Origin of the sequence: Variovorax sp. V118 (genome assembly GCF_041154445.1) — a bacterium.
Classification (GTDB): Bacteria; Pseudomonadota; Gammaproteobacteria; order Burkholderiales; family Burkholderiaceae_C; genus Variovorax; species Variovorax boronicumulans.
Genome location: NZ_AP028663.1, coordinates 5,088,442 through 5,105,805, shown reverse-complemented (window position 1 = coordinate 5,105,805; position 17,364 = coordinate 5,088,442). Strand labels below are relative to the sequence as shown.

General features: G+C 68.5%; 17 protein-coding genes. 13 read left to right on the top strand and 4 right to left on the bottom strand.

What is annotated here, in order from left to right:
* Nucleotide 1: 1 nt before the first annotated feature.
* Together ACAM52_RS23735 and ACAM52_RS23730 are read left to right on the top strand one after the other, a co-directional pair.
* Nucleotides 2-559 carry an MgtC/SapB family protein gene (locus tag ACAM52_RS23735; RefSeq protein ID WP_369644724.1) on the top strand — a complete coding sequence of 186 codons (558 nt, stop codon included), beginning with the start codon at nt 2-4 and terminating at the stop codon, nt 557-559.
* A 109-nt stretch (nt 560-668) separates the two neighbouring features.
* A complete protein-coding gene (locus ACAM52_RS23730) occupies nt 669-1,355 on the top strand; it encodes a glutathione S-transferase family protein (RefSeq protein WP_139705311.1) in 687 nt (228 codons plus the stop codon).
* A gap of 16 nt (nt 1,356-1,371) precedes the next feature.
* On the opposite strand, the gene ACAM52_RS23725 is transcribed toward ACAM52_RS23730, so the two are convergent.
* Nucleotides 1,372-2,109 (bottom strand): OmpW family protein, encoded by a 738-nt coding sequence (locus tag ACAM52_RS23725; protein ID WP_062477953.1) that lies wholly within the window; start codon nt 2,107-2,109, stop codon nt 1,372-1,374.
* Between the two features lie 166 nt (nt 2,110-2,275).
* Here ACAM52_RS23725 and ACAM52_RS23720 point away from each other — a divergent pair, with 166 nt between their 5' ends.
* From ACAM52_RS23720 to otsA, 4 genes are all read left to right on the top strand, one after another.
* On the top strand, nt 2,276-3,547 hold the full coding sequence (locus tag ACAM52_RS23720) for a multifunctional CCA addition/repair protein (protein ID WP_369644723.1): 1,272 nt from the start codon (nt 2,276-2,278) through the stop codon (nt 3,545-3,547).
* 73 nt (nt 3,548-3,620) lie between these two features.
* Nucleotides 3,621-4,412, top strand: coding sequence for a trehalose-phosphatase (otsB, locus tag ACAM52_RS23715; protein ID WP_369644722.1), 792 nt, complete (start codon nt 3,621-3,623; stop codon nt 4,410-4,412).
* Nucleotides 4,409-6,331, top strand: coding sequence for a glycoside hydrolase family 15 protein (locus ACAM52_RS23710; RefSeq protein ID WP_369644721.1), 1,923 nt, complete (start codon nt 4,409-4,411; stop codon nt 6,329-6,331). The genes otsB and ACAM52_RS23710 overlap by 4 nt, the downstream gene beginning before the upstream one ends.
* Nucleotides 6,328-7,713, top strand: a complete 1,386-nt coding sequence (otsA, locus tag ACAM52_RS23705; RefSeq protein WP_062481194.1) for an alpha,alpha-trehalose-phosphate synthase (UDP-forming) — start codon at nt 6,328-6,330, stop codon at nt 7,711-7,713. Before ACAM52_RS23710 ends, otsA begins: the two co-directional genes overlap by 4 nt.
* A gap of 18 nt (nt 7,714-7,731) precedes the next feature.
* Here the strand turns inward: otsA and ACAM52_RS23700 are convergent, their stop codons facing one another.
* Entirely contained in the window at nt 7,732-8,214 is a 483-nt protein-coding gene (locus ACAM52_RS23700) for an Lrp/AsnC family transcriptional regulator (protein WP_159273915.1), read from the bottom strand.
* Between the two features lie 141 nt (nt 8,215-8,355).
* Here ACAM52_RS23700 and glmS point away from each other — a divergent pair, with 141 nt between their 5' ends.
* From glmS to ACAM52_RS23670, 6 genes are all read left to right on the top strand, one after another.
* Complete coding sequence (gene glmS, locus ACAM52_RS23695; RefSeq protein ID WP_070060065.1) at nt 8,356-10,236, top strand: glutamine--fructose-6-phosphate transaminase (isomerizing); 1,881 nt, start codon at nt 8,356-8,358, stop codon at nt 10,234-10,236.
* A 310-nt stretch (nt 10,237-10,546) separates the two neighbouring features.
* Nucleotides 10,547-11,383 (top strand): alpha/beta hydrolase, encoded by an 837-nt coding sequence (locus tag ACAM52_RS23690; protein ID WP_354345619.1) that lies wholly within the window; start codon nt 10,547-10,549, stop codon nt 11,381-11,383.
* A gap of 230 nt (nt 11,384-11,613) precedes the next feature.
* Complete coding sequence (locus ACAM52_RS23685) at nt 11,614-12,297, top strand: response regulator transcription factor (protein WP_369647772.1); 684 nt, start codon at nt 11,614-11,616, stop codon at nt 12,295-12,297.
* Nucleotides 12,294-13,667: an ATP-binding protein gene (locus ACAM52_RS23680; RefSeq protein ID WP_369644720.1), complete on the top strand. Its 1,374-nt coding sequence runs from the start codon at nt 12,294-12,296 to the stop codon at nt 13,665-13,667. The genes ACAM52_RS23685 and ACAM52_RS23680 overlap by 4 nt, the downstream gene beginning before the upstream one ends.
* A gap of 138 nt (nt 13,668-13,805) precedes the next feature.
* The gene (locus ACAM52_RS23675) at nt 13,806-14,294 is read left to right on the top strand and encodes a tripartite tricarboxylate transporter TctB family protein (protein WP_062481184.1); all 489 of its coding nucleotides are present in this window, start codon (nt 13,806-13,808) and stop codon (nt 14,292-14,294) included.
* Between the two features lie 33 nt (nt 14,295-14,327).
* Nucleotides 14,328-15,839, top strand: a complete 1,512-nt coding sequence (locus ACAM52_RS23670) for a tripartite tricarboxylate transporter permease (RefSeq protein WP_070060062.1) — start codon at nt 14,328-14,330, stop codon at nt 15,837-15,839.
* 29 nt (nt 15,840-15,868) lie between these two features.
* Here ACAM52_RS23670 and ACAM52_RS23665 read toward each other — a convergent pair whose 3' ends face one another.
* Complete coding sequence (locus ACAM52_RS23665) at nt 15,869-16,381, bottom strand: bacteriohemerythrin (RefSeq protein ID WP_307695548.1); 513 nt, start codon at nt 16,379-16,381, stop codon at nt 15,869-15,871.
* Between the two features lie 199 nt (nt 16,382-16,580).
* Here ACAM52_RS23665 and ACAM52_RS23660 point away from each other — a divergent pair, with 199 nt between their 5' ends.
* The gene (locus tag ACAM52_RS23660; RefSeq protein ID WP_369647771.1) at nt 16,581-16,931 is read left to right on the top strand and encodes a YbaN family protein; all 351 of its coding nucleotides are present in this window, start codon (nt 16,581-16,583) and stop codon (nt 16,929-16,931) included.
* Nucleotides 16,932-16,937: 6 nt separating this feature from the next.
* On the opposite strand, the gene ACAM52_RS23655 is transcribed toward ACAM52_RS23660, so the two are convergent.
* Nucleotides 16,938-17,345, bottom strand: a complete 408-nt coding sequence (locus ACAM52_RS23655; RefSeq protein WP_369644719.1) for an outer membrane protein assembly factor BamE — start codon at nt 17,343-17,345, stop codon at nt 16,938-16,940.
* Nucleotides 17,346-17,364: the final 19 nt, after the last annotated feature.

Genomic DNA, 17,364 nt, shown 5'->3' with positions numbered 1-17,364 from the left:
CATGAGCTGGCGCGACGAGGTGCTCGACACCGTCGCGTCCGAATTCTCGGACGTGGGCGATGTCGCGCAGCTCACGCGCATCTCGGTGCGGCTGCTGCTGGCGGCCGTGCTGGGTTTCCTGCTCGGCTTCGAGCGCGAGCAGCAGGGCAAGGCGGCCGGCGTGCGCACGCACATGCTGGTGGCCATCGGCTCGGCGCTCTTCGTGCTGATCCCGCAGCAGACCGGCATCGTGCCGGCCGACATGAGCCGCGTGATCCAGGGGCTGGTGGCCGGCGTCGGCTTCCTGTGCGCCGGCACCATCCTCAAGCAGGGCAAGGACGAATCCCACGTGCAGGGCCTCACCACCGCTGCCGGGCTGTGGATGACCGCCGCCATCGGCATGGCCTGCGGGCTCGGCCGCGAGGTCACGGCCGTGTTCAGCGCGCTGCTGGCGCTCGCGGTGCTGTCGCTGGTGCCGCGCCTCGTGGGCCTGATCGAACGCGTCGTGAAGCCATCCACGGACGCCTCCGGCCCGCGCGTGATCGTCCCGCCCGAATCCCGCCAGGACGGCGACCGCTGAAGCGGCCTGCATCAATTCGCGCCGCCTTCGTCATCAATCGCAGCCCGCCGCCCGGCTAGCATCGACGGCTTTGCCCCGCATTCCCGCACTGACCCGGAGACCCAGATAGATGTCCAAGCTCTACATCGGCAACAAGAATTACTCGTCGTGGTCCATGCGCCCCTGGGTGCTCATGACCCAGGCCGGCATTCCCTTCGAGGAGGTGATGGTGCGCTTCGATTCGTTCGATGCCACCTCGCAGTTCAAGCACGTGATCGGCGCCATCAACCCGGTGGCCAAGGTGCCGGTGCTGGTCGACGGCGACCTGGCCGTCTGGGACACGCTGGCCATTGCCGAGTACCTGGCCGAGCGCTTCCCCGAGAAGCAGCTGTGGCCCCAGGGCGTGGCCGAGCGGGCCCGCGCGCGCAGCATCTGCGCCGAAATGCACTCGGGCTTCACCAATCTGCGCGGCAACTGCCCGATGAACATCGAGGCCTCGCTGCCCGAGGTGGGCGCGCGGCTGCTGGCCGAGCAGCCCGGCGTGCAGGAAGACCTCGACCGCATCGTGCAGATGTGGACCGAGCTGCTCGACCGCCACGGCGGCCCGATGCTGTTCGGCGCCTTCACCATCGCCGACGCCTTCTTCGCGCCGGTGGGCATGCGCATCCGCGGCTACGGCCTGCCGGTGCCGCCGGCCATCGACGCGTACATCGCGCGCGTGGCGGCCCTGCCAGGCGTCGCCGCGTGGATCGACGGCGCCCTGGCTGAAAAAACCTTCGTGGCTTTCGACGAGCCTTACCGCACCTCGCGCGACTGAGGCCCTTCGGACTTCATCAGAACCGGTACGTCGCCGCCAGGTAGGTGACGATCGGGTTCAGCTTCAGGCTCGCCTCGCTGCGCGCCACCGGCAGGCCGGTGATGCTGGTCGTGGTGAGCTTGGCCTTGGTCTTCAGCGGGATGTAGGACACCGAGAACGACACGCCCCAGTGCTTGTCGAACTGGTAGGCCACGCCGGCGTTGAGCACGGGCGCGAACGAGCTGTCGAGCTTGGCGGTGGTGTTCACCGAAGACGGACGCACGTGGAACTGGCTGGCCAGCGCGCCTTGCAGGTTCGACGTGAGCTTCACGTCGCTGTACCAGACGTAAGTGGCGCCCAGGCCCACGAACGGACGGAAGGCGTCGTTGCCTTCGTTGAAGTAGTACTTGGCCAGCACGGTCGGGCTCCACTGGCGGGCCTGGCCGAGTTCGCCCACGCGCGCCAGCGTGCCGCTGCCGTTGAGCTTGAACTTGGGCGGCACGCCGAGCACGCCCTCGACGGCCCAGTGGGGATCGATGAAGTACGCGACGTTCAGGCCCAGCGTGTCCGAGTTGGTGACGCTCGCGCCCGAGCCGGCCAGCACGCTGTGCACGGGCGAGGTCACGGTCAGCGGCTTGCTCGAATCCTGCGGCGACAGGTGGAACCAGCCGGTGCCGACGACCCAGTCGCCCGCGTTCTGCGCCAGGGCGCTGCCCGATGCCAGGACCCCGAGTGCCGCCAATGCCAACGATGCTGTTGTTGTGAGTTTCTTCATAGCTGTGAATGCTCCTTGGGTGTTGAAAACAGCCCCGCGCACGGGGGCACCGGCCAGCGACCGGTGCTTCGCGCGATGCGAATTTACGAACGGTCGTTCGCATCGCTCGGCGATTATCGAACGACCGTTCTTTTTTTTGCGGGGAGAGTATCCCTACACTGCACTCATGAACATTTTTCTCGTCGGCGGTGCACTGCGCGACCGGCTGCTGGGCCGCCCCGTGTCCGACCACGACTGGCTGGTGGTGGGCGCCACGCCCGAGGCCATGGTGGCGCGCGGCTACCTGCCCGTGGGGCGCGATTTCCCCGTGTTTTTGCATCCGCGCACGCGCGAGGAGTACGCGCTGGCCCGCACCGAGCGCAAGAGCGCGCCGGGCTACCGTGGCTTCGTGGTGCATGCGGCGCCCGACGTCACGCTGGAGCAGGACCTGGCCCGGCGCGACCTGACCGTCAACGCCATCGCGCTGCCCGCCGAGCACGTGGGCGCCGACGGCAGCTTCGACCCTCGCCCCGAAACCCTGGCCGACCCCTTCCACGGCCAGCGCGACCTGCGCGACAAGGTGCTGCGCCACGTCACCGACGCCTTCCGCGAAGACCCGGTGCGCATCCTGCGCGTGGCGCGCTTTGCCGCGCGCTTCGACGACTTCACCGTCGCGCCCGAAACCATGGCGCTGATGCGCGAGATGGTCGCGGCCGGCGAGGTCGATGCGCTGGTGCCCGAGCGCGTGTGGCAGGAGCTCGCGCGCGGCCTGATGGAAACGCGGCCCTCGCGCATGTTCGAGGTGCTGCGCGCGTGCGGCGCGCTTGCCGTGCTGCTGCCCGAGGTCGACCGGCTCTGGGGCGTGCCGCAGCCGGCGCAGCACCATCCCGAGATCGACACCGGCGTGCACCTGATGATGGTGCTCGACACCAGCGCGCGGCTGGGCGCCACGCTGCCCGTGCGCTTCGCCTGCCTGATGCACGACCTCGGCAAGGGCACCACGCCCGCCGACATGCTGCCGCGCCACATCAACCACGAGCTGCGCAGCGTCGACCTGCTGCAGACCGTGTGCGAACGCTGGCGCGTGCCGGTGGAGCTGCGCGAGCTGGCCGAGGTGGTGGCGCGCGAGCACGGCAACATCCACCGCAGCGGCGCGCTCGACGCAACGCCGCTGGTGCGGCTGCTGGAGCGCTGCGACGCCTTCCGCAAGCCGGCGCGCTTCGCCGAGGCGCTGCTGGCCTGCGAATGCGACGCGCGCGGCCGGCTCGGCTTCGAGGACACGGCCTACCCGCAGCGTCCGCGCCTGCTCGCGGTGCTCGCCGCGGCCCAGGCCGTGGCCACCGACGTGGTGGCGCGCGAGGCGCAGCAGGCCGGCGCCACCGGGCCGCGCATCGGCGAGGCGATCCACCGTGCGCGCATCGCGGCGGTGAAGGCCTCGTTGCCGGCCACGGCCGACTGAATCCCCGTCATCGGCGCACGCCGGGACTTTGGCCGACACGCGCCGCGTGCGAGCCGTGCTATGGTTTTTCCCAATGCCAAAGTCCTCCAGCAGCAACGCCCAGTTGCCACCTCCGCCGGGCCGGGACGCCGCCCTTTTTCTCGACTTCGACGGCACGCTGGTCGGCCTCGCCGCCACGCCTGAAGCCATCGAGGTGCCGCCCGCCCTCGTGCCCCTGCTGAGCGACCTGCGCGACCTGCTCGGCGGCGCGCTCGCCGTGGTGTCGGGGCGCCAGATCGATGCCATCGACCGCTTTCTCGCGCCGCTGCGGCTGCCCGCGGCCGGCGAGCACGGCGTGCAGCGCCGCGATGCCAAAGGCGGCATGCAGGAGCAGCGCCCGCCCGACCTCGTGCCTATCCTGGAGGTGGCGAACGAGCTCGCGCGCATCCACGAAGGCCTGCTGGTCGAGCGCAAGCACGGCGCCATCGCGCTGCACTACCGGCTCGCGCCGCAGCTGGAGGCCGTGTGCCGCGACGCGATGGCGCGCGCCATCGAAGGCCGTCCGCAGCTCGAGCTCATGCACGGCAAGTTCGTGTTCGAAGTGAAGCCTTCGGGCGTCAACAAGGGCCTCGCGATCGAAGCCTTCATGACCGAAGCGCCGTTCGCGGGCCGCACGCCGGTCTTCGCGGGCGACGACACCACCGACGAGAGCGGTTTTGCTGTCGTGCAGCCGCGCGGCGGGGTCGCGATCAAGGTCGGCGCCGGGCCCAGCCTGGCGCTGCATCGGCTCGAATCGCCGCGCGCGGTCTACGAATGGCTGGTGCAGGCCCGCGACCTGCTGGCCGCACCCGATCACCACAAAGCATCACCGAGGAGCCCCGCATGAGCGAACAACAACTGCCGGTGGCCCCCGAGGACCGCGCGGGCGACGCCCTGGCCGGCGCGGCGGGCCCCGACGACCAGGCGCCCGTCGACGCCGCGAAGGTGGCTGCGGCACCGCCGCGCGGCTTCGCGCCGCCGGCCGAGCCCTCGCTCAATGTCGGCGTGATCGGCAACTGCGCCTACAGCGCGCTCATCGATGCGCGCGCCCGCGCCGTCTGGTGCTGCCTGCCGCGCTTCGACGGCGACCCGGTCTTCAACGCGCTGCTGCACCCCGGCGAGGAGGCCGGCGCCTGGGCCATCGAGATCGAGGACTTCGCCTCCAGCAAGCAGTGGTACGAGCCCAATACCGCCGTGCTGCGCACGCAGCTGTTCGACAGCGCGGGGCAGGGCATCGAGATCACCGACTTCGCGCCGCGCTTTCACAGCCGCTCGCGCTACTTCCGTCCGCTCATGATGGTGCGCCGCGTGCGCCCCATTGCCGGCGCGCCGCGCATCCGCGTGGCGCTCGACCCGCGCTTCCAGTGGGGCGCCTCGGCGCCGACCGAGGTCACGCGCGGCAGCAACCACATCCGCTACGTCGGGCCCGACGTGACCTTGCGGTTGAACACCGACGCGTCGATCTCGCACATCCTGTCGCGCCAGCCCTTCGTGATCTCGCGCGAGTACAACTTCATGTTCGGCGTGGACGAGACGCTGCTCGAAGGCATCGCCGACACCGCGCGCAAGTTCGAGCAGGAAACCATCGCCTACTGGCGCACCTGGAGCAAGCGCCTGGCCATTCCCTTCGAGTACCAGGACGCGGTGATCCGCGCGGCCATCACGCTCAAGCTCTCGCTGTACGAGGACACCGGTGCCATCGTCGCCGCCATGACCACCAGCATCCCCGAGGCGCCGGGCAGCCAGCGCAACTGGGACTACCGCTACTGCTGGTTGCGCGACGCCTTCTTCGTGGTGCGCGCGCTCAACTCGCTGAGCGAAGTGGGCACGATGGAAGACTACCTGCGCTGGCTCGGCAACGTGGTGATCGGCTCGCACGGCGAGCACATCCAGCCGCTGTACGGCATCGGGCTGGAGCGCGAGCTGCCCGAGTCCTTCGTCGAGGGCCTGCCCGGCTACCGCGGCATGGGTCCGGTGCGCGTGGGCAACCAGGCGCAGGAGCACTTCCAGCACGACGTGTACGGCAACATCGTGCTCGGCGCGGCACAGGCTTTTCATGACCACCGGCTGCTCAGCCGCGCGGGCGTGGCGGAGTTTCCGCACCTGGAGGCGGTGGGCGAGCAGGCCGTGCGCGTGTACGGCACGCCCGACGCCGGCATGTGGGAGCTGCGCACGCGCGCCCGCGTGCACACCAGCTCGGCCCTCATGAGCTGGGCCGCGTGCGACCGCCTCGCCAAGATCGCGCGCACGCTGGAGTTGCCCGAACGCGCCGCCTACTGGCACGGCCATGCCGCACGCATGAAGGAAGAGATTCTTGCCAAGTCGTGGTGCGAAGAGCGCCAGGCCTTTGCCGAAAGCTTCGGCGGGCACGAGCTCGACGCGAGCATCCTGCTGATGGTCGAGGTGGGCCTGATCGATGCGCGCGACCCGCGCTTCATCTCCACCGTCGACGCGATGGAAAAGTCGCTGTGCGACGGCCCCTACATGCGCCGCTACGAAGCGGCCGACGACTTCGGCAAGCCCGAGACCGCCTTCAACATCTGCACCTTCTGGCGCATCGACGCGCTGGCCAAGATCGGCCGCAAGGCCGAGGCGCGCCAGATCTTCGAGACCATGCTGGCGGCACGCAACCCGCTGGGCCTGCTGTCGGAAGACACGCACCCGGTCACGGGCGAGATGTGGGGCAACTTTCCGCAGACCTATTCGATGGTCGGCATCATCAATGCGGCCGTGCGCCTGTCCGCTCCCTGGGATTCGTGCATATGAGTCGTCTTGTCGTTGTTTCGAACCGCGTGGCCGACCCGCGCAAGCCCGCCGCCGGCGGCCTGGCCGTGGCCCTGGGCGAGAGCCTGCAGCAAAGCGGCGGCCTGTGGTTTGGCTGGAGTGGGCAGATCGTCGAGGGCGGGCCCACGGGCGAAGGCGAGCTGCACAAGCAGCAGGCCGGCAAGGTGACGCTGGCCACGCTCGACCTGAGCCGCGACGACCACGACAGCTACTACCTGGGCTACAGCAACGACGTGCTCTGGCCGGTGTTCCACAACCGCCTGGACCTGGCGCATTTCGATGCCGGCTTCATCGGTGGCTACCGGCGCGTGAACCAGCTGTTCGCGCGCAAGCTGATGCCGCTGCTGAAGGATGACGACATCATCTGGATCCACGACTACCACCTGATGCCGCTGGCCGCCGAGCTGCGCGCGATGGGCTGCAAGCAGCGCATCGGTTTCTTCCTGCACATTCCGCTGCCGCCGCAGATCATCATCGCGGCCATTCCGCAGCACGAATGGCTGATGCGCTCGCTGTTCTCGTACGACCTGATCGGCTTCCAGGCGCAGCAGGACGTGCAGCACTTCGAGCACTACGTGCGCAATGAGGCCCATGGCGAGTACCTGGGCAACGACATGTACCGCGCCTACGGGCAGACGGTGCGCTGCAACGCCTTCCCCATCGGCATCGATGTGGACGAGTTTGCGGCGCTCACGCACGCCAAGGAGTCGCGCGACATGTACGAGACCATGAAGCGCGAGTACTCGAGCCGCCGGCTGCTCCTGGGCATCGACCGGCTCGACTATTCGAAGGGCATCCCGCAGCGCGTGCGTTCGTTCCGCGAGCTGCTGGCCAACTACCCCGAGAACCGCCGCAGCGCCACGCTGATCCAGATCGCCTCGCCCACGCGCGAGACGGTCGATGCCTACGCCGACATCCGCAAGGAACTCGAATCGCTGTGCGGCGCCATCAACGGCGACTACGGCGAACTCGACTGGATGCCCGTGCGCTACATCCACCGCATGGTGGCGCGCCGCCGTGTGCCCGGCCTGTGCCGCGCGGCGGCCGTGGGGCTGGTGACACCGCTGCGTGACGGCATGAACCTCGTGGCCAAGGAGTACATCGCGGCGCAGGACCCGGCCGACCCCGGCGTGCTGGTGCTGTCGCGTTTCGCGGGCGCGGCCGAGCAGTTGAAGGAAGCGCTGCTGGTGAACCCGTACGACACGCACGGCACCGCGGAGACGGTGCAGCAGGCGCTGCAGATGCCGCTGGAAGAGCGACGCGAGCGGCACCAGAAACTGCTGTCGCGCATCCGGGCGCAGGACATCCATTGGTGGCGGCGCACCTTCCTCGAGGCGCTGCGCGAGGCGGCGAGCGAACGCTGATCGCGCACAGAACCAGCGTCAGCCCAGCGGCATGCGGGCCCCGAACTTCGCGCGCTTGAGGCTGAAGAACGCCTTCACGTTGCGCACGTTGGCGTCGGCCGTGAACAGCCGCTGCGTCAGCGCGCCGTAGCCGGGCATGTCGCGCGCCACCACCACCAGCACGAAATCGGGCCCCGGCGACACGCGCCAGCACTGCTGCACCGCGTCGTCCGCGATCACGCGGGCCTCGAAGGCGTCGAGCGCGGCGGCGTCCTGCCGGTCGAGCGAAATCTCCACCACCGCCTGCAGGCCGTGACCCAGCACCGTGGCGAGGCGGTCGGGCGAGAGCAGGGCGACCTGGCGCTCGATGAGCCCTTCCTGGCGCAGGCGCTGCACGCGGCGCAGGCAGGTCGGCGGCGAGATGCCCACCTCGGCGGCCAGGCGCTGGTTGGTCTGCGAAGCGTCGTTCTGGAGCGCGTCGAGCAGCTTGAGGTCGATGGCGTCGAGGGAGATTGATTCCATATGGATTGAAATTATGGAATAAAACTCCATCTATGGGTTTTGGTGAAATAAAAGTCCGAAATCTAGGAAATTTAGACGCCATATTTCTTGGGTGTCTCCCTACCATCGAGCCCTTCTGTTCTTCAAGACAAGGTACACCCCATGTGCGGCATCGTCGGCGCAGCCTCCCATCGCGACATCGTTCCGGTCCTGGTCCAGGGCCTTCAGCGGCTCGAATACCGCGGCTATGACTCCTGCGGCGTCGCGGTGCATGCGGGCGGCCTGAGCCGTGCGCGCACCACCTCGCGCGTGGCCGACCTGCTGACGCAGGTGCGCGACGACAAGGTCGAAGGCCTCACCGGCATCGCCCACACGCGCTGGGCCACCCACGGCGCACCGGCCGTGCACAACGCCCACCCCCACTTCAGCCACGGCGTCGGCGCCGACGCGCCCGCAGCGCGCCCGGGCCGCATCGCGCTCGTGCACAACGGCATCATCGAGAACCACGAGCCGCTGCGCGCCGCGCTCGAGGCCAAGGGCTACGTGTTCGAGAGCCAGACCGACACCGAGGTCATCGCCCACCTCGTCGACAGCCTCTACAACGGCGACCTGTTCGAAGCCGTCAAGGCCGCCGTGCTGCAGCTGCACGGCGCCTACGCCATCGCCGTCATCTGCCGCGACGAACCGCAGCGCGTCATCGGTGCGCGCGCCGGCTCGCCGCTGATCCTCGGCGCGGGCAAGGACGGCACCGAGAACTTCCTGGCCAGCGACGCCATGGCACTGGCCGGCGTGACCGACCAGATCGTGTACCTCGAAGAAGGCGACGTGGTCGACCTGCAGCCGGGCAAGTACTGGATCGTCGACAAGAACCACAAGCCCGTCACCCGCACCGTGCGCACCGTGCACGCCCACAGCGGCGCGGCCGAGCTGGGCCCGTACCGCCACTACATGCAAAAGGAAATCTTCGAGCAGCCGCGCGCCATCGGCGACACGCTCGAAGGCGTCGAGGGCATCGTGCCCGAGCTGTTCGACGGCATCGGGCAGGACGGCGCCACCGGCGCGAGCGCGCACCGCGTGTTCCAGGACATCGACAAGATCCTCATCCTGGCCTGCGGCACCAGCTACTACAGCGGCTGCACCGCCAAGTACTGGCTCGAGAGCATCGCGAAGATCTCCACCCAGGTCGAGATCGCCAGCGAGTACCGCTACCGCGACTCCGTGCCCGACCCCAAGACGCTGGTCGTCACCATCAGCCAGTCGGGCGAAACCGCCGACACGCTGGCCGCGCTCAAGCACGCGCGCTCGCTGGGCATGGAACAGACGCTGACCATCTGCAACGTCGCCACCAGCGCCATGGTGCGCGAGTGCAAGCTGGCCTACATCACGCGCGCCGGCGTCGAAATCGGCGTGGCCTCGACCAAGGCCTTCACCACCCAGCTCGCGGGCCTGTTCCTGCTCACGCTGGCCATCGCGCAGTCCAAGGACCGCCTGAGCGCGCTCGACGAAGCGCGCTACCTGAAGGAAATGCGCCACCTGCCCGTCGCGCTGCAGTCGGTGCTGGCGCTCGAGCCGCAGATCATCGGCTGGGCCGAAGACTTCGCGCGCAAGGACAACGCCCTGTTCCTGGGCCGCGGCCTGCACTACCCGATCGCGCTCGAAGGCGCGCTCAAGCTCAAGGAAGTGACCTACATCCACGCCGAGGCGTATGCCGCCGGCGAACTCAAGCACGGCCCGCTCGCGCTCGTCACGAGCGAGATGCCCGTGGTCGCCGTGGCGCCGAACGACGCCCTGCTCGAAAAGCTCAAGAGCAACCTGCAGGAAGTGCGCGCCCGCGGCGGCGTGCTCTACGTGCTGGCCGACGGCGACACGCAGATCGCCAGCGGCGAAGGCCTGCACGTGATCCGCATGCCCGAGCACTACGGCGCGCTGTCGCCGCTGCTGCACGTGGTGCCGCTGCAGCTGCTGGCGTATCACACGGCGTGTGCGCGTGGGACGGACGTCGACAAGCCGCGGAACCTCGCTAAAAGCGTGACGGTGGAGTGAGGGGGCGAGGGCTGCTCTTCGCCATCGGCTTCGCGCGCAGAGCACGCACCATGGTTGCTGACGACCGTGCCCGCGCGAAAACGGAGTGCCTTCTGTCTGCGCCCGGTCGCTGCCCCTGACGGCGCAAGGCGTATTGACACTGAAGCCCGGTTCAATCTTAAAGTCTGCTCCGAGCCGAGGGGCGTTCCCGCGAGGGGGTGCTCGGCCTCTCTCGCCGTCGGTGCCGCTGCCCCGTGCATCGCGGCCGACTTCACAGGGGGCGCGGCTCAAGCCCGTTCAACCTGCCATTGCACAGCAAGGAGTCAAGACCATGGCCTATGTGACGACCGAGGATGGGGTTCAGATCTTCTACAAGGATTGGGGGCCCCAGAGTGCGCAGCCTCTTGTCTTCCATCACGGCTGGCCCCTGAGCGCAGACGATTGGGACGCACAGCTGCTGTTTTTCCTGGCCCAGGGCTACCGCGTCGTCGCTCACGACCGCCGCGGGCATGGACGCTCGTCGCAGGTCAGCGATGGACACGACATGGACCACTACGCGGCGGATGCCTCCGCGGTGGTCGAGCATCTGGATCTGAAGAACGCCGTCCATATCGGTCATTCGACCGGCGGTGGCCAGGTGGCGCGCTACGTCGCCAGGCATGGCCAGCCGCAGGGCCGCGTCGCCAAGGCCGTCCTGATCAGTGCGGTCCCGCCGCTCATGGTGAAGACGGAGAGCAATCCGGGCGGCACCCCGGTCGAGGTGTTCGATGGCTTTCGCAAGGCGCTGGCCGACAACCGGGCGCAGTTCTTCCTCGACGTGCCTTCGGGACCGTTCTATGGCTACAACCGGCCCGGAGCGAGTGTTTCCCAGGGCGTCATCCAGAACTGGTGGCGCCAGGGAATGATGGGCAGCGCCAAGGCCCATTACGAAGGCATCAAGGCGTTCTCGCAGACCGACCAGACGGAAGACCTGAAAGCCATCAAGGTGCGGACGCTCATCATGGCGGGAGACGACGACCAGATCGTTCCCTACAAGGCGGGCGCGCTGCGTCAGGCCGAGCTGATCGAGAACAGCGAGCTCAAGGTCTATCCCGGCTTCTCGCACGGCATGTGCACCGTGAATGCGGAAGTCATCAACGCCGACTTGCTCGCGTTCATTCGCGCGTGATCTGAGCCGTTGGGTTGAGGAGGGGCCGCAGCGCCCTTCGCCCACGCGCGCCCACGCGCCTTACATGGACAAACGGTAATGAAGCGCGGGCTTTTCCCGCTTCCACCTGGGCTAGCATTTGCATTGCAGGCCCCCGCATTCCAGGGGCCGCAACGTGAGCACAACCGCACCGCCATCCATGGGTATTTCTTGCCGTGGCCGCACCGACTGACGTGCTCGGCCCCACCGTCATCTGGAACTGCCTCATCGTCGAGGACGATGCCGACAACGCGCGCTACATCGCCGAAGGCTTCCGCTCGCTCGGCCATGTGGCGGTGATCAGCCGCGATGGCGCGGATGCGTTCGCGCGCGCCACGGGCGAGACGTGGGACCTCGTCATCCTCGACCGCATGCTGCCCAACGACGTGGACGGCCTGTCGATCCTCACCACGATGCGCGCGCTCGGCAAGAAGACGCCGGTGCTGGTGCTCAGCGCCTTGAGCGCGCTCGACGAGCGCGTGCGCGGGCTCAAGGCCGGCGGCGACGACTACCTGGCCAAGCCCTTTGCTTTTTCCGAACTCGCGGCGCGCGCCGAGGCGCTGGTGCGGCGCTCGCGCACCGGGCCCGAGATCCGCACGCTGCAGCTGGCCGATCTCACGCTCGACCTGGCGCGCCGCCACGTGGAGCGCGGCGGCCGGCCCATCGCGCTGCAGCCGCGCGAGTTCAGGCTGCTGGCCTATCTCATGATGCATCCGGGCCAGGTGGTCACGCGCACCATGCTGCTCGAAGCCGTGTGGGACTACCAGTTCGACCCGCAGACCAACGTGATCGACGTGCAGGTGAGCCGCCTGCGCGGCAAGCTCGATGCGGGCGGCGTGCCGACGCTGATCCACACCGTGCGCGGCGTGGGCTACACGCTGGCCGCGCCGCAATGACCCGGGCCTTGCGCCAGCTGTGGCGCTCGGTCGGCTTCCGGCTCGCCTTCTACTACGGGCTGCTGGTGGCCATCACGATGCTGGCCGCACTGGCCATCGTCTACATGCAGACCGTCGGCGTGCTGCAGCAGCGCATGGTGCGGCAGGTGGCCGCCAGCGTGCAGCAGCTGGTGGTGCGCTACGAAGCGCGTGGCGCCGAGGGCGTGGCGGGCGAGATCGCCCATGCGCTCTCCGACGGCCGCAACTCCGACAACGAGATCTACCTGCTCACCGACCGCAACGGAAACAAGCGCGCGGGCAACCTCGACCAGATGCCCTCGCTGGCGCCCGACGCGGGCGACGGCGTGCACCGCCGCGTGGTGCGCGCGGGGCAGACCGTCATCGCCTATCTCGTGATGCGCCCGTTGCCCGACGGCGGCATGCTCGTGGTGGGGCACGACCTGCGCGACCAGGAGTCGATCGAATCGCTGGTGGTGAGCGCCAGCGCGGCGGCGGGCATCGTGGCGGTGCTGCTGCTCATCGGCGGCACCTTTGTCTTCCGCCAGGAGCTGGAGCGCAGCGTGGGTGCGGTGCGGCGCACGGCCGCGCGCATCGCGGCGGGCGAGCTGCAGGAGCGCGTGGCGCCTTCGGGCCAGGAGGACGAGTTCGCGCTGCTGGAAGGCGACATCAACGCGATGCTCGACCGCATCCAGTCGCTGATGGACGGCGTGCGCCACGTGTCGAACACCATCGCGCACGACCTGCGCACGCCGCTCACGCGCGTGCTGGTGCGCCTGCGTGCGGTGGAGGCGGGGCTCGGCGACGCCCACCATCCGCAGCGCGAGGCCGTGGCCACCGCCATCCGCGAGCTCGAGGAGCTGGCGGTGATGTTCGAGAAGCTGCTGCAGATCGCCGAGGTCGAGGCCGGCGCGCGGCGCCAGCAGTTCGCGCCGGTGGCGCTGCATGTCATTGCCGACGACGTGGCGGAGCTGTACGAGGCGGTGGCCGAGGTGCGGGGCATCGCGCTGCTGCGCGAGCCTGCCGACCGCGCCATCGCGCTCGGTGACCGCGACCTGCTCGCGGGTGCCGCGGCCAACCTGCTCGACAACGCGCTGAAGTACGGCGGGGCCGGCGCCACCGTGCGCATCGGCACGCACACGGTCGACGGGCGTGCGCAGCTGTTCGTGCAGGACGACGGCCCCGGCATTCCGAGCACCGAGTACGAGCGCCTGGGCGTGCGCTTCCATCGGCTGGACCACAGCACGCCGGGCCACGGCCTGGGGCTCGCGAGCGTGCAGGCGGTGGTGGCGCTGCATGGCGGGCGCCTGCAGTTCGGCGATGCCCGCCCGGGCCTGCGCGCCTGCATCGACCTGCCGACGGCGGACGGCTGAGCGGCGCCTTCACCGTCTTCTTGCGCCTCGAACATTGCCGAATGGCAATGCTTTGTTCATACACACCGCCGCGCTGAATTCCTAGGATCGCTGACGCACATCCTGTGCCGATCAACGCAGTTCCAGGAGACATCAACGGTGAGAATCAAGAGTCAGAGAGACTTCTGCTCGGGCGTGCTTTTCAGCGCCTTCGGCGTGGCCTTCGCATGGGGCGCCACGACCTACAACGTGGGCACCGGCGCCCGCATGGGCCCCGGCTACTTTCCGCTCATCGTGGGCATCCTCATCGCGTGCATGGGCGTGCTGATCACGTTCAAGGCCCTCACGGTCGAGACCGCCGACGGCGAGCCCGTGGGCCGCATCGCATGGAAGCCGCTGCTGTTCATCATCGGCGCCAACCTGGTGTTCGGCGTGCTGCTCGGCGGGCTGCCGAGCATCGGCCTGCCGTCGATGGGGCTCATTGTCGCGATCTATGCGCTGACCTTCATCGCGAGCCTGGCGGGCGACAGCTTCGGCTGGAAGGGCGTGACCCTCCTGGCAACGGTGCTCGCGCTCGGCAGCTACCTGGCCTTCGTGGTGGCGCTGAAGCTGCAGTTCCAGGTGTGGCCCACCTTCATCGCCGGCTGACCCGCGCAGAACAACAAGAAATCCAAGAGAACAATGGACCTGATTACCAACCTCTCGATCGGCTTCGGCGTGGCCTTCACCGCGCAGAACCTTGTCTATGCCTTCGTCGGCTGCCTGCTGGGCACGCTGATCGGCGTGCTCCCGGGCATCGGCCCCGTGGCCACCATCGCGATGCTGCTGCCCGCCACCTACGCGCTGCCGCCTGTGTCGGCGCTGATCATGCTGGCCGGTATCTACTACGGCGCGCAGTACGGCGGTTCGACCACCGCCATTCTGGTCAACCTGCCGGGCGAATCGTCGTCGGTGGTGACCGTGATCGACGGCTACCAGATGGCGCGCAAGGGGAGGGCCGGGCCGGCGCTCGCCGCGGCGGGCCTGGGCTCGTTCTTCGCAGGCTGCGTCGGCACGCTCATTCTTGCGGCCTTCGCACCGCCGCTGACGGAGCTGGCCTTCAAGTTCGGTCCGGCCGAATACTTCTCGCTGATGATCCTGGGCCTGATCGGCGCCGTGGTGCTCGCCTCGGGTTCGCTGCTCAAGGCCATCACGATGATCCTGCTCGGACTGGCACTGGGCCTCGTGGGCACCGACGTGAACTCGGGCGTGGCGCGCTACAGCTTCGACATCCCTGAACTCACCGACGGCATCGGCTTCATCGCGATCGCGATGGGCGTGTTCGGCTACGGCGAGATCATCGCCAACCTGGCCGTGCCCGAGCATGAGCGCGAGGTGTTCACCGCCAAGGTCAAGGGCCTGTGGCCCACCAAGGAAGACTTCCGGCGCATGACGCCAGCGGTGCTGCGCGGTACGGCGCTGGGTTCCGCCCTGGGCATCCTGCCGGGCGGCGGCGCGCTGCTGTCGGCCTTCGCGGCCTACACCATCGAGAAGCGCATCAAGCTCAAGCAGGGCGAGGTGCCCTTCGGCAAGGGCAACATCCGCGGCGTGGCGGGACCGGAGTCGGCCAACAACGCCGGTGCGCAGACCTCGTTCATTCCGCTGCTGACGCTGGGCATTCCGCCCAACGCGGTGATGGCGCTGATGGTGGGCGCGATGACCATCCACAACATCCAGCCGGGCCCGCAGGTGATGACCAGCAACCCCGAGCTGTTCTGGGGCCTGATCGCCTCGATGTGGATCGGCAACCTGATGCTCATCGTGCTGAACCTGCCGATGATCGGCATCTGGATCAAGCTGCTGACCATTCCCTACAAGTGGCTCTTTCCGTCGATCGTGCTGTTCTGCGCGGTGGGCGTGTACTCGGAGAACAACAACACCTTCGACGTGTGGATGGTCGCGATCTTCGGCATCGTGGGCTACCTGTTCCTCAAGCTCAAGTGCGAGCCCGCGCCGCTGCTGCTGGGCTTCATCCTCGGGCCGATGATGGAAGAGAACCTGCGACGCGCACTGCTGCTGTCGCGCGGCGACTGGAGCGTGTTCGTCATGCGGCCGCTGTCGGCGGGGCTGTTGGCCGCCGCGGCGCTGCTGCTCATCGTGGTGCTGCTGCCTTCGGTGAAGGCCAAGCGCGAAGAAGCCTTCGTCGAGGAGTGACGCGGCCGTGGCGCGGCGTCAAAGCCGCGTCACCCGCCGAACAGGCGCCGCATCCACCCCATCTTGACCTGCCCCGCGGCGCCGCCTTGCTGCACCGCCTTGCGCACCTGCGCATGCACCAGCACTTCCGCCGACGAATCGGTCGTGTGCAGGTGCGCCTTCACGGTCGGCACGTAGGCGCCGTCCTCATGGCGGATGTGGTTGAACAGCCAGCGCGAGAGCATGTCGTGCAGCTCGGCCAGCACCTCTTCGCCGTGCTCGAAGCGCGTGCGGAATTCGGTGACGCGGCGCACGAAGATCTCGTGCACCTTCCGGTGCGGGCCCGTGAAGGGGTAGCCCGCGTCCTCGATCATGGCCTCCTCGAACGCGAAGTGCGAGGCGGTGTAGTCGATGGTCTCTTCGATGATCCGGCCCACGACCTTGCGGTCGTTCGTGCGGCGGGCATCGTCCAGTGCATTGATGTACTGCACGATGCGCTGGTGCTGCGTGTCGATCTCATGGATCCCCGTATTGAGCTCGGTCTTCCATACAAGGTGGGCCATGGTCTTCAGAACTTTGCAGGTGGATGTAAAAGTCCAGTATCGGCAGCCGAAAGCGGCGCGCGGTTGATCTGAATCAAGCGCGTCGGTGCGGTGAAAGAGAAAGAAAGACAATCGGCCCGTGACGCCCGCCGAAGACCCCCAGAACCCGCCCGCTGTCGTGGAGCCCCGGCCGTTGCCGCTGGTCGTGCGCTGGCTGCTGATGGCCTTTGCCGCGCTGTGCCTGGTGCTGGCCGCCATCGGCGTGGTCGCGCCGGGCATGCCGACCACGGTCTTCGTGCTGATGGCCGCGTGGGCCGCCGCGCGCAGCTCGCCGCGGCTGCATCGCTGGCTGCTGAATCACCGGCTCTTCGGGCCGCTGCTGCGTAACTGGGAGAACGGCCGCACGGTGAGCCGGCGCGCCAAGTGGAGCGCCACCGCGGCGATGGCGTTCTGCGCGGTCGTCATCGGGTTCACCGCCCACAAGCCGTGGCTCGCGGGCGTGGCCATCGGCTCGATGGCGGTCGTGCTGACGTGGCTGTGGCGGCGGCCGGAGCCGCCGCAGGGCGGCTGATCAGCCCTAGCCCTTCGCCAGCTCCGCGCAGACCGCCGGGTTCCAGTGGAAGCTGCGTGCCTTGTAGTCGGTGTCGAAGATCACCTTGTAGCGGCAGCTCGTGGCGCCGCCACCCGAGCGGAAGTGAAAGACGTAGTCCCACTCGCGCACGGCCGCCATGCCTTCGTCGAAGTGCGGGCGGCCGATGAGCGCGTACAGCTGGTCCTTGGTGGCGCCGGGGCCGATGGCGCGCAGGTTCTCGCGGTTCGGAAAGCTGCCTTCGGTCTGCCAGGTCTGCTGCTGGTCAGCGCCGGGCCAGACGAGTTCGGTGGCCTTGCCGTCGCTGTCGATGCCGCGGCTCACGTACGAGGTGCAGCCGGCGAGGGTGAGCAAGGCCAGCAGCGCGGCGGTGGGCAGAAAAAAGGTGCGTGTCATGAAGGAGGAATGCGTGGGG

Bases quoted from the DNA above. Each gene is read 5' to 3' on its own strand.
- ACAM52_RS23735 (WP_369644724.1), top strand. From the start codon at position 2: ATGAGCTGGCGCGACGAGGTGCTCGACACCGTCGCGTCCGAATTCTCG.
- ACAM52_RS23730 (WP_139705311.1), top strand. From the start codon at position 669: ATGTCCAAGCTCTACATCGGCAACAAGAATTACTCGTCGTGGTCCATG.
- ACAM52_RS23725 (WP_062477953.1), bottom strand. From the start codon at position 2,109: ATGAAGAAACTCACAACAACAGCATCGTTGGCATTGGCGGCACTCGGG.
- ACAM52_RS23720 (WP_369644723.1), top strand. From the start codon at position 2,276: ATGAACATTTTTCTCGTCGGCGGTGCACTGCGCGACCGGCTGCTGGGC.
- otsB (WP_369644722.1), top strand. From the start codon at position 3,621: ATGCCAAAGTCCTCCAGCAGCAACGCCCAGTTGCCACCTCCGCCGGGC.
- ACAM52_RS23710 (WP_369644721.1), top strand. From the start codon at position 4,409: ATGAGCGAACAACAACTGCCGGTGGCCCCCGAGGACCGCGCGGGCGAC.
- otsA (WP_062481194.1), top strand. From the start codon at position 6,328: ATGAGTCGTCTTGTCGTTGTTTCGAACCGCGTGGCCGACCCGCGCAAG.
- ACAM52_RS23700 (WP_159273915.1), bottom strand. From the start codon at position 8,214: ATGGAATCAATCTCCCTCGACGCCATCGACCTCAAGCTGCTCGACGCG.
- glmS (WP_070060065.1), top strand. From the start codon at position 8,356: ATGTGCGGCATCGTCGGCGCAGCCTCCCATCGCGACATCGTTCCGGTC.
- ACAM52_RS23690 (WP_354345619.1), top strand. From the start codon at position 10,547: ATGGCCTATGTGACGACCGAGGATGGGGTTCAGATCTTCTACAAGGAT.
- ACAM52_RS23680 (WP_369644720.1), top strand. From the start codon at position 12,294: ATGACCCGGGCCTTGCGCCAGCTGTGGCGCTCGGTCGGCTTCCGGCTC.
- ACAM52_RS23670 (WP_070060062.1), top strand. From the start codon at position 14,328: ATGGACCTGATTACCAACCTCTCGATCGGCTTCGGCGTGGCCTTCACC.
- ACAM52_RS23665 (WP_307695548.1), bottom strand. From the start codon at position 16,381: ATGGCCCACCTTGTATGGAAGACCGAGCTCAATACGGGGATCCATGAG.
- ACAM52_RS23660 (WP_369647771.1), top strand. From the start codon at position 16,581: ATGGCCTTTGCCGCGCTGTGCCTGGTGCTGGCCGCCATCGGCGTGGTC.
- ACAM52_RS23655 (WP_369644719.1), bottom strand. From the start codon at position 17,345: ATGACACGCACCTTTTTTCTGCCCACCGCCGCGCTGCTGGCCTTGCTC.